Annotated in this window: 10 protein-coding genes; 5 read left to right on the top strand and 5 right to left on the bottom strand. The window is 47.2% G+C overall.

The window, feature by feature from the left end; translation table 11 throughout:
* Positions 1 to 113 precede the first annotated feature (113 nt).
* From L5M49_RS06380 to L5M49_RS06370, 3 genes are all read right to left on the bottom strand, one after another.
* Positions 114 to 1,232 carry a TRAP transporter substrate-binding protein gene (locus tag L5M49_RS06380; RefSeq protein WP_263200414.1) on the bottom strand — a complete coding sequence of 373 codons (1,119 nt, stop codon included), beginning with the start codon at positions 1,230 to 1,232 and terminating at the stop codon, positions 114 to 116.
* A 253-nt stretch (positions 1,233 to 1,485) separates the two neighbouring features.
* Entirely contained in the window at positions 1,486 to 1,806 is a 321-nt protein-coding gene (locus tag L5M49_RS06375) for a BolA family protein (RefSeq protein WP_028761572.1), read from the bottom strand.
* 152 nt (positions 1,807 to 1,958) lie between these two features.
* Positions 1,959 to 2,573 (bottom strand): alpha-ketoglutarate-dependent dioxygenase AlkB family protein, encoded by a 615-nt coding sequence (locus L5M49_RS06370; protein ID WP_263211568.1) that lies wholly within the window; start codon positions 2,571 to 2,573, stop codon positions 1,959 to 1,961.
* Positions 2,574 to 2,656: 83 nt separating this feature from the next.
* On the opposite strand from L5M49_RS06370, the gene L5M49_RS06365 reads away from it, so the two are divergent.
* The gene (locus tag L5M49_RS06365; protein ID WP_263211570.1) at positions 2,657 to 3,793 is read left to right on the top strand and encodes a methyltransferase; all 1,137 of its coding nucleotides are present in this window, start codon (positions 2,657 to 2,659) and stop codon (positions 3,791 to 3,793) included.
* A gap of 212 nt (positions 3,794 to 4,005) precedes the next feature.
* The gene (locus tag L5M49_RS06360; RefSeq protein WP_263265667.1) at positions 4,006 to 7,206 is read left to right on the top strand and encodes a DUF2339 domain-containing protein; all 3,201 of its coding nucleotides are present in this window, start codon (positions 4,006 to 4,008) and stop codon (positions 7,204 to 7,206) included.
* Between the two features lie 120 nt (positions 7,207 to 7,326).
* Here the strand turns inward: L5M49_RS06360 and L5M49_RS06355 are convergent, their stop codons facing one another.
* Together L5M49_RS06355 and L5M49_RS06350 are read right to left on the bottom strand one after the other, a co-directional pair.
* Positions 7,327 to 8,625, bottom strand: a complete 1,299-nt coding sequence (locus tag L5M49_RS06355) for an O-acetylhomoserine aminocarboxypropyltransferase/cysteine synthase family protein (RefSeq protein ID WP_263265666.1) — start codon at positions 8,623 to 8,625, stop codon at positions 7,327 to 7,329.
* A gap of 122 nt (positions 8,626 to 8,747) precedes the next feature.
* Entirely contained in the window at positions 8,748 to 10,187 is a 1,440-nt protein-coding gene (locus L5M49_RS06350; RefSeq protein WP_263265665.1) for a PLP-dependent aminotransferase family protein, read from the bottom strand.
* Between the two features lie 158 nt (positions 10,188 to 10,345).
* Here L5M49_RS06350 and L5M49_RS06345 point away from each other — a divergent pair, with 158 nt between their 5' ends.
* From L5M49_RS06345 to L5M49_RS06335, 3 genes are all read left to right on the top strand, one after another.
* Positions 10,346 to 11,680, top strand: coding sequence for a cytochrome ubiquinol oxidase subunit I (locus L5M49_RS06345; protein ID WP_263265664.1), 1,335 nt, complete (start codon positions 10,346 to 10,348; stop codon positions 11,678 to 11,680).
* 60 nt (positions 11,681 to 11,740) lie between these two features.
* A complete protein-coding gene (gene cydB, locus L5M49_RS06340) occupies positions 11,741 to 12,748 on the top strand; it encodes a cytochrome d ubiquinol oxidase subunit II (RefSeq protein ID WP_263265663.1) in 1,008 nt (335 codons plus the stop codon).
* A 98-nt stretch (positions 12,749 to 12,846) separates the two neighbouring features.
* Entirely contained in the window at positions 12,847 to 12,981 is a 135-nt protein-coding gene (locus L5M49_RS06335; protein ID WP_105250029.1) for a DUF2474 domain-containing protein, read from the top strand.
* Positions 12,982 to 13,203 lie beyond the last annotated feature (222 nt).

Below are 13,203 nucleotides of genomic sequence, written 5' to 3'. Positions count from 1 at the left end.
GGCTTGCAAGCATAACACCAAATGAATTACGCCGATAACAAGATAATCTAAGATGAAATCATCTCATATAAATCAGATGCTAATGTGACAGTTTGCAGTAAAAAAACCATCATTTAGTGTTGACGCTGTTGACTGTAAGCATCCTCAGATATTTTATGGTACTGGCGCACACCTTGCTCATACGTGTGGTAGGCATCGTACACCTTTCGCATTAAGGGATCTTGATTCGCTTGATCTTCAATCACTTGTTTGGAAATTTTCTCAAGCTCCAACAAGACGTTCGGTGGAAACGCTTTAAGCTCCACACCTTCGTCCTTCACTAACGTTTCAAGGGCGGTCACGTTACGGGTCGTGTATTCATCGAGCATATCTTGGTTAATGGCTCTCGCAGCAACTCTGACTATGGCCTGTAAATCCTCAGGTAAACTCTCAAAGGCAGCTGTATTAATCAAGAATTCCATATTTGAACCTGGCTCATGCCAACCAGGGTAATAGTAGTACTTAGCCACTTTATGTAAACCGAAGGCAAGATCATTCACTGGCCCTACCCACTCAGCGGCATCAATCGCCCCCGTTTGCAGTGCACCATAAAGTTCACGCCCCGCCATGTTTACAGGTACAGCACCAACGCGTTTCAACACTTCACCACCTAAGCCCGGCATGCGGACCTTCAATCCCTTAAAATCAGCAATGGTATTGATGGGTTTATTAAACCAGCCGCCCATCTGCATCCCAGTATTGCCTCCCGCGAGGGGAATAATACCAAAGGGTTGATACACTTCAGTCCACAGCTCCATACCACCACCATAGTGAAGCCAGCCATTTATTTCCTGTGCGGTCATACCAAAGGGGATCGATGAAAAAAACTGCGCTGCGGGCGCTTTTCCTCTCCAGTAGAAAGAAGCGGAGTGGGCCATTTGAATTTTACCCTGACTCACACCATCAAATACGGCAAAAGCGGGCATCAACTCACCCGCACCATAAACGCTAATCTTTAACCGACCGTTAGACATTTCATCGACTAAATGCGCAAAACGCTCAGGAGCCATGCCTAAACCGGGGAAGTTTTTCGGCCAAGAGGTTGCAAGACGCCATTCAATAGCAGGTAAAGCGTGGGGAACATCAGTTGCGGCGTGGGAAGCGGCTACGCTTTGCGCATCACTGGAGACGGGGTTACAACCGCTCAGTCCCATCAGCAGCACTGAGATAAACAAACTCCCTAACTTACGCATTTTTAATACTCTCTCTGATGTCAAACGAGCGCATGGATCCAACTGACATGGAAATGCACTCAGGATGGGTATCGACAATCACATCGCCCAACCTCTTAAAATAAAACATATTGTTAACACAGAAACTAAGGTAGGGAAACTAGAAACTAAGGTCGGCAAACTCAAAAATAGTCTTAAGTTGGTCTAAAACAAAAAGCCACTCTATGAAGAGTGGCCTTGAAATCTAAGCTAAACAGTATTGCTGAACGATTAATTAACCACGACAATTTGGCGTATTAGGTACTTGTGCATTCGCATCCCACTCATTTTGAGTGAAAGTGTGAATAGACAAAGCATGCACGCCATTGGCTAACTCATGGGCTAAGTGAGTGTTGACCAATCGATGACGGGCTAATAAACGTAAGCCATCAAACTGCTCGCTCACCAGCACAACTTTAAAGTGGGTTTCTGAATTCGGTGGTACATGGTGACGATTACTTTCGTTAATCACTTCTAAATGGGTCGGCGAAAAGCATTCGGTTAATTTCTGCGAAATAGTGTTAGCCACAGTGCCCTGCACATGAGTATTGGACATATTCGAGTCTCAGAATGGGAAAATCCAGTTGCCGCAGAGTACTGCTTCAAATTGAAAAGATCAAATTCACGCTTTCAATTTGTTGATGCCCTACCACTTTATATCCAGCCATATTTCGCAGTGCTTCACCATAGACAGTTAGCGGGAGGCAATTAACCATGGAAATTAACGATGAGTTGTCTAAAGGTATAGTTCCAACGCGGCTCTTTTACTTTCAAACGTTTAGGTAAACTGTGTAACCAGTCACTTTGCATAGGCCAGTGCATGATCAGTAGATCGCCACTGTGCAAACTTATGCTGTACTTGGTTTGGCTGTGCTTATGCTTAAACACAAAATCCCGCGTGGCGCCTAAGGTAATAGAAGCAATATGACTCCCCTGAGCAATTTCAGGTTCATCATCACTGTGAGCGCCCATACAATCTTTACCATCGGCGTAGCGATTCACTAATACCCCATTGCTCTCCAAACCATAATCCCGCGCTAACTTATCCCTCAACTTGTGAGCATATTTAGGCCAAGGTAAGGCACGAATAAACAGTCCTGAATATAAATAGTCGCAGCCCAAATCGCCAAACCATACTTGCTGGCGGGGAATCGCGTGAAACTGACCAAAGACTTGGATTTCAGGGCGACTTAAGGGATAGGTCAGCGCTTCTTTCATTAGCGCCGCTTGCTGCTCAGCATTAAGATAACCCCGCACTAAGGTGATGGGCGGTTTAATTTGAGCATCACCCTCTGTATCAAACCCTAACTTACCTTGCTGCATTGACGTCCTCCATGTGAGCCGTCGCACTGCGCCATGAAATCTGCGATAATCTGCGCCTTAAATTTATTGGCGCAGTGTGGCACATGACAACACAATTTTCAGTAGCGGGTGTTGAACTCGAACTCTTACGGTATCCAGCTCAGCAGGAATCTAATCTTCAAGCTTGGGATGCCGCCGATGAACACTTACTCAAAAGCCTTATTGAGTCAGAGCAAGCCGCCGTTCCAACCGCCATTATCAACGACAGTTTCGGCGCCTTAAGCTGCGGTTTATCTAAATTGAATCCATGTTGGCCACTGTGTGTTGAAACCGATGCCAGAACCAGCTTTTTAGGCACAGAACAAAACCATGGCCACAATCAGTTGCCTATGGATAATCTGCAATGGTTTACCAGCCGCGATACCTTGCCAGAAAACTTAGCCTTAGTATTGATGAAGTTGCCTAAGAACTTAAGCTACTTTGCCCACCAGCTAACGCGCTTGTCGCAAGTGTTACCCGCAGGCACTCGTGTATTAGTGGCCGCCAAATCCAAATCGATTAATGGCGCCTTACTCGACATCTTTGCTAAGCATTTAGGCCCCGCAAGCGCTAGCTTAGCGTGGAAAAACACCCGAGTGATCACCTGTGTCAGTGATGGCAAACCAAGACCATTAGCCAAAGAAGTGACTTGGGCCGTACCTGAATATCAACTTGAGATCAGCAATTTAAGTAATGTGTTTGCCGCCAACAAACTCGATATTGGCGCACGCATCATGCTAGAGAATCTGCCCAAAGGGGATTTCAAGTCGATTGTCGATCTCGGCTGTGGCAATGGCGTGCTGGGGTTACGCACCGCCCAGTTATTCCCAGAGGCCGACATTCACTTTATCGACGATTCTGAAATGGCAGTCGCATCAGCCAAGGCAAACTGGGCACGCAACCAATTGCCCACAGACAAAGGCCACTTCTATTGGGACGATTGCATGACGCATCTGCCAGAAGAAGTCCAACCGGATCTGGTACTGTGTAATCCGCCGTTTCATCAAGGTGAAGCCATTACCGATCATATCGCCTGGCAGATGTTTTTAGATGCCCGCCGCCGCTTAAAAGAGGGGGGTATCTTACATATCGTCGGCAACCGTCATCTGGCTTACCATGTAAAATTACAGCGCTTATTTAAGAACTGCACCACAGTCGCCTCCAACGGTAAATTTGTGATCCTGCAGGCACAGAAAAAATAACCTCATCGAAATTGACACGTTAAATGAGAGCCAGCAATGTTTGGCTCTTTTTTATACAGGGATCTTTTTATGCTGAGCAATGACATGTTGGAAAAGTAGCAGTCGGAGATTTCCTAAAAATCAACAACAACTAGCCGAAAAATACACATACAAGTACACTTCTTGCCGACAAAGGTTTATGAGTTAAGCACTTAAACACTTAGGAATGAGATATGCCGTTAAAGGATGACGTTGCCCAACTAAAAGCTGAGCTGGCACAGTTACAATCGCTGCATTTATCGCAGCAATCTTCGCTCGGTCGTCAATTAGCAGAATTCTCCACTAAGCTCGAGACCTTAAGTCAGCAAATTGCGGCTGAAGACGCCGCTGAAACCACTCTGAATATGGCAGCGAGTGCTTCATCGATTGCATCTGTGCTCACCGCCGCCGATAACGCGCCTACATTAACCTATGCGGCACAAATATCAACCCTTGAGTCCACTCCCGTAGAGCCAGCCCCAGCAGAACCCAACCCATGGCAGCAAGGCCCTATACCAACAGAATCTTGGCAAGAAGACCCTTGGCAAAGAAAAACGAAAAATACCCCGACGGAACAAGCCACTAAAACCGAACACCTTTCTCAAGCGCAAAATCAACAGCTGAGTGATGAAGTCAAATTGCAGGCAAGCGTGCAAGCGGCGAGTCAATTTGATGAGTTGTTATCCCAAGGACTCGCGGCCGTCATGGCACCCTTTGCGGCAGTCAACGAGCAAGTCAAATCTTTCTACCATCATTATCAGGCTAAGGGATTAGGACCTGTCTTTTTAATGACTGTCGCAGGGATCATCACCCTGACCTTAGGCTTTGGTTATTTACTGCAATATTCAATCAACCATTGGTTTTCAGAACTTGGCAAAGCGCTACTCGGGTTTGCCAGCGCGAACGCTATCATAGCCGGCGGGATTTTTATTCGCCAAAAACGCGCGGGCATGGCGGATTTTGGCTCAGGTATTGTCGGACTCGGACTCATACTTAATTATCTCTGCGCGTACTTTATTGGGCCGTATTTTGAGTTAATACCCAATAGCGCGAGTTTTATCTTACTGTTATTGATCACTTTGGCGGGTTATGGCCTGTCGATGCGCTTAGATGCCAAAGTGATCGCCGTGATCGCCTTAGTCGGTGGCTCAACCGCGCCTATGATGCTGTTATCCCAAAGCTATGTGCCGCTATTGTATCTGCCTTATTTACTGCTTATTGGTGCAGGCGCCCTTGCCCAGAGTCGCAAACTTAAGTGGCCGCTGCTACTGGAAATCACCGCCCTGTTGCACATAGGCTGCATCGAAACTTTTAGCCATTTCATTGAATTGCCACTCAGCGACGTTGGCGGCGTCAGTCTGCTCGCGCTTATCAGTATTAATGCGTTCTTTTATCTCTACGGCATCACAGGCCTACTATTTACCAAACCGTTTACCCATCAGGATGAAAAACATAATGCACTGAGCCATCGCATACTCCCCCTACCGATAGCATTGCTCGCCTTTGTGTTATTAGAGTTGACACAATTTACTGAGTTCGCAGGGGAAATCTTTGCGGCGAACGCACTGATTTGCGCAGCCCTCTATTGGAAGCGCACAGGCAATCTAGAAAAAGCCCGCAGCGGCTTATTGTTAGTCTTTGCAGGGAGTTTTGCGGGATTTGCCGCACTGTATTTACTCAGCCACGATTTCCTCGGATTAGTCTTACTGCTCGAAGCCTTATTACTGTTGTGGATTGGCACCAAAGAAGAACTGATTTCCGTTCGCGCCGAAGCCTATGTATTGCTGCTGATGGGATTAGGGCTCAATGCGTCTAGTGTACTGACGGGCATGAGCCTTTTAGAATCAAGCTTTATCGATGGGGCGCCAATTTCTCCCTTGTCAGCTTTTGGCTTTCCACTGTTAGCACTGGCCTTAAGTTGCGCCGCCTTAGTCTTAGTGATTCGGCTATTAACACTCCATCATACGTTACTTTCGACCCTAGAAAGTCAGCTAAACAGAGTGTTAAAAGAGCTATTAAGCGGTTTTTATGTAGGGACAATTATCCTCGCGGCTTATCTTCTGAGCAGCGATTACTACCTCGCCATCTTGCCACTGGTCAGCCTATTACTGCTGTATTTAAGCGCAAAGGACAGACTCGTTCTCAGCGAGTTTGCTGCTTGGCTCTTACTATTGCCGCTGCTGTTTAAGGTTGTTGAAGGCATAACGCTCACAGGCAGTTTTAGCTTTAGTGCCCAGCCGCTTATAGCAAAACTGGCACGGTTTGAGTTATTTATCGCCCTACTCTTGGCCCATTATTGGTATCGTCGCCACTATAAAGATGCCTTATTTGCCAAAGCCGCTTATACGATGCAAATCTTCTGCTATTTGCTGCTGCCGCTTATTCTGCTGCCCAAAGTCATCCGCAACCATTGGGAATATACCGCTATTGCACTCTGGCTGAGCACCTTTATGAGCCTAGGTTTAGCCTACTTTGTTAAACATAAGAGTTTGAACATAGAAGCCAAAATCCTCACTTGGCTAGCGGTTCTGATGACAGCCTCGCAATGCCTTATTCACGCTTGGCAAGGACTCGCGGCGCTAGCCGTTGGCGCCCTGTTTATGGGCTTCACCCTGCTCCGCTACCGCCAGTTACCCGAGACATGGCGCCCCTTGCTGCAACTACAATGGCAATTGAGCCCTTATTACTTTGCACTGGTATTGGCCGTGATCGTTTATGGTTTTAATCATTCTGAGCTAGTAGGAATAGCCATGACAGCATTAGCCTTAAGTGGTTATTTTGCATTGCTAATCCAAAGAGGTGTAAGCCAAGCCTCACATAGCATGAAGTTAACCCTCGCAGCCGAAATCCAGGCCGCAATAAAGGAAAGCTACCATCTCGCCTATGGTCTCACTTTAGGCTTAGCCCTGTTGCCCATCATGTTCCATTTTGAACTAACACTCGGGCTTAATCGTGATAATGCCTCGTTTATGTTAATCGAGTTTTTATCACTGGCACTCCTAGCAAGGCTTATCTTGCAGCACGGTGCAGCAATACGCTTGCATAGACGGATCTTACCTTTACAAGGACTTAAGTGGGGTTGGCATCTGTTACTCGCCTTAAGTTACTTCATGTGGAGTTATAGCTTCGATAACATTATTGCCGCCCCACTCAGCGCGATTTTATTGGTTATCCATGGCAGTGTGTTGATGTTTATCAGCTTAAAACCACAAAATGCCGATATGATCCGCCTCGCCGCAGGGCTATTTACCTTATCGACGCTCAAGGTGCTATTACTGGATATGGCGTCCTTCGAGCTAGTACAAAAGGTGATTGCCTTTATGCTGATCGGAGTCATTTTGCTGACTGTTTCTTACTTCTATCAAAAGGCGAGAAATCGACTGCAGCAAGATTAACATCGTTTTTAAAGCACTAAAAAAGCCGCTATCGAATTGAGTCGATGGCGGCTTTTTACTGTTAATGATTTAATAAAGCGATGAGATATCAGCTATTCGATATGGGCTACTCAATAAGAACTATTTGCTAACCAGTGCCTTATCAAGCGCCTGCGCCACATCGTTAATGATGTCGTCGATATGCTCAATCCCAACCGAGATACGGATAAGATCCTCTGACACACCCGCCCTTGCGAGTTCATCGGCATCGAGCTGTCTGTGCGTAGTGCTCGCAGGGTGACAGGCCAAGGATTTAGCATCCCCAATGTTCACTAAACGCAGGATCATCTGCAGTGCATCGATAAAACGTTCGCCAGCACGCTTACCTTCTTCTGCTGTGGCCGCTTTAATCCCAAAGCTGATGATCCCAGAAGCTTTTCCGCCAGTGATCTTGTGGCAATTATCCTGATAAGGGCTGCTCGGCAAGGCGCCGTAGTTTACCCAACTGACCGCCGGATGCAACACCAGATATTCCGCTAATGTCAAGGCATTCGAGCAATGGCGCTCCATTCGAAGGCTTAAGGTTTCAAGGCCTTGCAGCAGTAAGAATGCGCTGTGCGGTGACAGTGCGGCGCCAGTATTACGTAGCGGTACCACACGGCAACGACCAATAAACGCCGCAGGGCCAAAGGCTTCGGTATAAACCACACCGTGGTAAGAAGGATCGGCTTGATTGAGTAAGGCAAATCTTTCCTTATTCGCCACCCAATCGAACTTGCCTGAATCAATAATCACGCCGCCAATCGTTGTGCCATGGCCACCAATATATTTAGTTAAAGAGTGAATAACGATATCGGCGCCATGCTCAAAGGGGCGACATAACACTGGAGTCGCGACCGTATTATCGACAATTAAAGGCACGCCATGCTTATGGGCAATCTCGGCTAAACGTTGTAAATCGACAATATTGCCCGCGGGATTACCAATAGATTCACAGAACAAGGCTTTAGTTTTGTCATCGATCAGCTCATCGAGGCCTTCAAAATCATCGAAAGCCGCCATACGCACTTCAACGCCTTGGCGCGGCAGCGTATGGGCAAACAGATTATAGGTGCCGCCATAGAGCTGACTGGTGCTGACGATGTTATCGCCAACTTGAGTCAGGGCTTGAATCGCATAGGTAATCGCCGCCATACCCGATGCCACGGCCAGCGCACCTATGCCGCCTTCAATGGCCGCCAGACGTTGCTCTAGCACGCTAGTCGTAGGATTCATTATCCGAGTATAAATATTACCAGCGACTTTTAAGTCAAATAAATCAGCACCATGCTGGGTATCATCGAAAGTATAAGAGGTCGTTTGATAGATAGGTACTGCGGCCGCCTTCGTGGTCGCTTCTGACTCATAACCGTGGTGTAATGCCAGTGACTCTAATTTCATTTTCCCTTCCTTATCCGTAGCAGCCCAGTATTCAATCGACATTGAGAATTGCACAAGATTTGTGCATGCTCAACAAGCTAACAGATAGACATCTAGAAGTCTAAAATTTTTTAGACACATCTTTAACTTCGGCGCGAATAGTTACGGATAAGTTCGGCCAGCACCACGACCGCAGAGACTATCTCTGGCGAGCACTCGTATGAGGCATTCAAACGCATAAAATGGCGGAATTCGACCTGATTACTAAAGAGATTTCCGGGTGCAATACTGATCCCACGCTCAATCGCCTGATAATAAATTTGTGTAGCGTCCATGTGTAATGGCAGCGCTAACCAGAGAAAATAGCCGCCCTGCGCGAAGTTGACCCCCACAGATTCGGGCAGATGCGCGCACAATAATTGATACATGGCCAATTTACGGCTGGCTAACTTTTTACGTAACTGTTTCAAATGCCGTTCATATTGCGCCGACTGAATAAAATCGGCGATGGCGAGCTGCATCGGCGCACTGGTCGATAACGTCGACATGACTTGTAAGCGTTGTAACTGCGGTGCATGGTATCCCGCCGCCACCCAGCCGACACGATAACCAGCAATCAAAGACTTAGAAAATGAGCCGCAGTGCAACACCCGTCCTTCGGTATCGAAGGCTTTTACTGGCCTTGGCGCGCTGGAATCGACATAGAGTTCTTGATAAACATCATCCTCAATCAGACTGACCTTATGCTCGTTTAGTAGCTGATAAAGCGCCTGTTTTTTAGCATCCGATAAGCTGCAACCTAAGGGATTTTGATGTTGGCTCATCAACCAGCAGGCTTTCACTGGATAGGTTTTTAACACTTCGGCCAGCGCCTCGAGATCAATCCCCTGTTGTGGGTCGGTCGCGACCGCAATCGCCCTGAGTTTAAGTCGTTCAATGGCTTGCATCGCGCCATAAAAGGTCGGTGATTCAATGACAACCCAATCCCCCGCTTGAGTCAGGGTCGCTAAACTTAAATTGAGCGCCTCCATGGCACCCGAGGTAATGATGATTTCGTCGGGCGAAATGCTCATGCCCAATTTGGCATAACGTTGGGAGATAGCCTTACGCAATCCCGCATTTCCTGGCGGTAAATTATCGGCGGCAAAAGAAGGTGACATGTGCCGAGTCACCTTAACCAAAGATCGCGCCAGTGCTTGTTGCGGGAATAAACTAGGATCGGGAAATCCTGAGCCAAAGGGCACTATGTCCGCCTGCTTTGAAGCCTGCAGCACATTGAATACAAACTCATTAATATCCACGCTATCGGAAAGATAAATCGGCTTTTGTCGCTCGGGATAACGAAAGGCTTCTCCCTGCCGCGCGATTAATTCCGGCTTTGGCGCCACTAAATAGCCAGACTTAGCCTGCGCCGAGATCACGCCTTGGCTTTCCAATAGCTGATAGGCATTGAGCACTGTCATCAGACTCAAGCCTGAATCGGCCACAGTTTGACGCAGCGACGGCAACTTGTCCCCCGCCTGCCAAACACCTTGGGCTATTCGTGTCTTTAATTCCTGCGCTAACTGCTCGTACTTCGTCATCTGTTATAGCCAAGTCAAGATATTCTGTGTCTGTTATAGCCAGCATATCCCATGGTCTAATAGCACACAAGCGTTCGCCGTCGAGCCTATATAGGGCTCAATGAACGCGACTAGAACAATGCCTTTGTAACGAGAAATGCCTATCGCTCGAGGAAATTATGTTTGATTTTGATGCCACAGTACTCGCTAGGATCCAATTTGCTTTTACCATCTCTTTTCACATTATTTTCCCTGCCATCACTATCGGCCTCGCCACCTATCTAGCAGTATTAGAAGGCTTATGGCTGAAAACAGCGAATGAGGTTTACCAACAACTCTATCAATTTTGGTCGAAGATTTTTGCCATAAACTTTGGCATGGGCGTGGTCTCAGGCATAGTGATGGCCTATCAATTTGGTACCCATTGGAGTGCTTTTTCCGCCTTCGCGGGCAGCGTAACTGGGCCGCTACTCACCTATGAAGTCCTCACCGCCTTCTTCCTCGAAGCGGGTTTTCTGGGGGTCATGCTATTTGGTCAGCAGAAGGTAGGCAAAAACCTGCATTTCTTCGCCACTTGTATGGTCGCCACGGGCACTATTATCTCAACTTTCTGGATCTTAGCTTCAAACAGCTGGATGCAGACGCCCCAAGGTTTTGAAATCGTGAACAATCGCGTTATTCCAGTGGATTGGTTTCAGATAGTGTTTAACCCTTCATTTCCCTATCGTTTAGCCCATATGACAGTGGCGGCCTTTATTTCATCGGCTTTCTTTGTGGGCGCATCGGCGGCTTGGCACTTACTCAAAGGTAACGACACGCCCGCGATCCGCAAGATGTTGTCTATGGCGATGTGGATGGCGTTAATTGTCGCGCCGCTGCAAGCTGTGATTGGCGATTTTCACGGCTTAAATACCCTTGAATATCAACCTGTAAAAGTAGCGGCGATGGAAGGCCATTGGCGTAATGAGGGCGATAAAGCCACACCGCTTATCTTATTTGCGATTCCCGATATGGACGCAGAGAAAAACCACTTCAGTCTCGAAATTCCAGGGCTCGCGAGCCTGATCTTACAGCATGATTTAAGCAAACAAGTGCCAGCCTTGACTGAGTATCCCGCCGAGGACAGACCCAATGTGTTGTTAGTGTTTTGGAGTTTTAGGCTCATGGTCGGCTTAGGCTTATTGATGATTTTTGCTGGACTGTGGAGTGCTTATCTCAGGCGCAAAGGCAGCCTCTACAGCAACAAACACTTTCTGCGATTTGTATTGGTGCTCGGCCCCGCCGGATTGCTCGCCACACTGGCAGGCTGGTTCACTACCGAACTTGGCCGTCAACCTTGGGTGATCCAAGGGTTGATGCGTACTCAGGATGCCGTGTCTTCCCACAGCGTTACCCACCTGAGTATCAGCCTAGGGATTTTCATCGTCAGTTACTGCGGCATCTTCGGCGTGGGTTATCGCTATATGATGCGACTCATCCGCAAAGGGCCAGATATCGCGGCAACAAGCCATTAATTTTAAAGAAAATAAATCTAGGTTTACTTATTCAATCTTAAACATATTTAAGGGCTCACCATGGAATTCGATCTACCCTTGATTTGGTTCGGGATCATCATTTTTGCCACCTTAATGTATATCGTGATGGATGGCTTCGATCTCGGCATCGGCATACTGTTTCCCTTCATTCACGACGAGGACGACAGGGATATTATGGTTAATACCGTCGCCCCCGTTTGGGATGGTAACGAAACCTGGTTAGTGCTCGGCGGCGCTAGTCTGCTCGGTGCCTTTCCCCTCGCCTATGCCATAGTGCTCGAAGCGCTAACCATACCGCTGCTCATCATGCTGCTGGCATTGATTTTTCGCGATGTGGCATTTGAGTTTAGATTTAAGTCGGGCGCAGAAGCTAAACCATTCTGGGATAAAGCGTTTATGTTTGGCTCTATCACGGCCACCTTTTCACAGGGCGTAGTACTGGGGGCGTTTATCTCTGGCATTTCGGTGAGTAAGCAACAATTTAGCGGCGGTAGTTTCGATTGGTTAACGCCCTTCTCACTTTTCTGCGGTTTTGGCCTTATGCTGGCCTATGCTCTGCTCGGCGCGACTTGGCTGGTGAAAAAATGCCAAGGCGAGCTTAAAACGACCATGCAACAACTCGGTAGAGCACTGACCTTATGCCTGCTTATGACCATAGGTTTAGTCAGTTTATGGACGCCTTTTGTGCAACCCAATATTGCCCTGCGCTGGTTTAGTTTACCGAATTTATTCTACTTCGCCCCAGTGCCAATACTGGTATTAGCCTGCAGTTGGGCCTTGATAAAATCCCTAAATCGTGATGATAACTATCAACCATTCCTACTCACTCTAGGGCTGATTTTCTTAGGATTTAGTGGCTTAGGGATCAGTATCTGGCCGCACATTATTCCACCCAACATCAGCCTTTGGCAGGCAGCAGCCCCCGACAGCAGTCTAAGCTTTATGCTCGTCGGCGCCCTTATGATCATCCCGCTGATTTTGGTTTATACCTTTTGGAGCTACTACGTGTTCCGCGGCAAAGTAACCAAGGATGCTGGCTATCACTAGCCATGACTTTAGATGAGAGTTCCCAAAACGCGACTGAAGCTAACTTGGCTTAAGTCGCTGATTCACTTTAGATGACTTTACATATGCAGGAGATCAACATGACGACCCAAACGAAATCCCTCGCCTATCGACTCGGCTGGTTAGTGCTGATTTGGTGTACAAGCGTAAGCTGTCTGTTCCTCGTCTCTATGTGTATCAAAATACTTTTAAAAGGTGCGGGCTTAACAACCTAAATAAATATTGACTTTAGAAGCTTATATTAAGGCTTAATTCAGTTAATGCCCATAGCATCTAGCAACAATGCACTAGAACATTCAATGGTTGAATTAATTTGGCTTTCAGTTCAGCCAAATTAACAAGTGCTCAGTTTACTTTACGAGTGCTAGCATTAAATTGACGAAGACTAGCCCCAATGTAGCAAAGTTAAAACCATGTTAAATCCAGCTTTACTGTTA

It is taken from the genome of Shewanella sp. SM74 (assembly GCF_025653725.1).
Taxonomy (GTDB): Bacteria; Pseudomonadota; Gammaproteobacteria; order Enterobacterales; family Shewanellaceae; genus Shewanella; species Shewanella oncorhynchi.
Note: the sequence above shows the minus strand (reverse complement) of the source record. Positions and strands in the feature narration are given on the sequence as shown.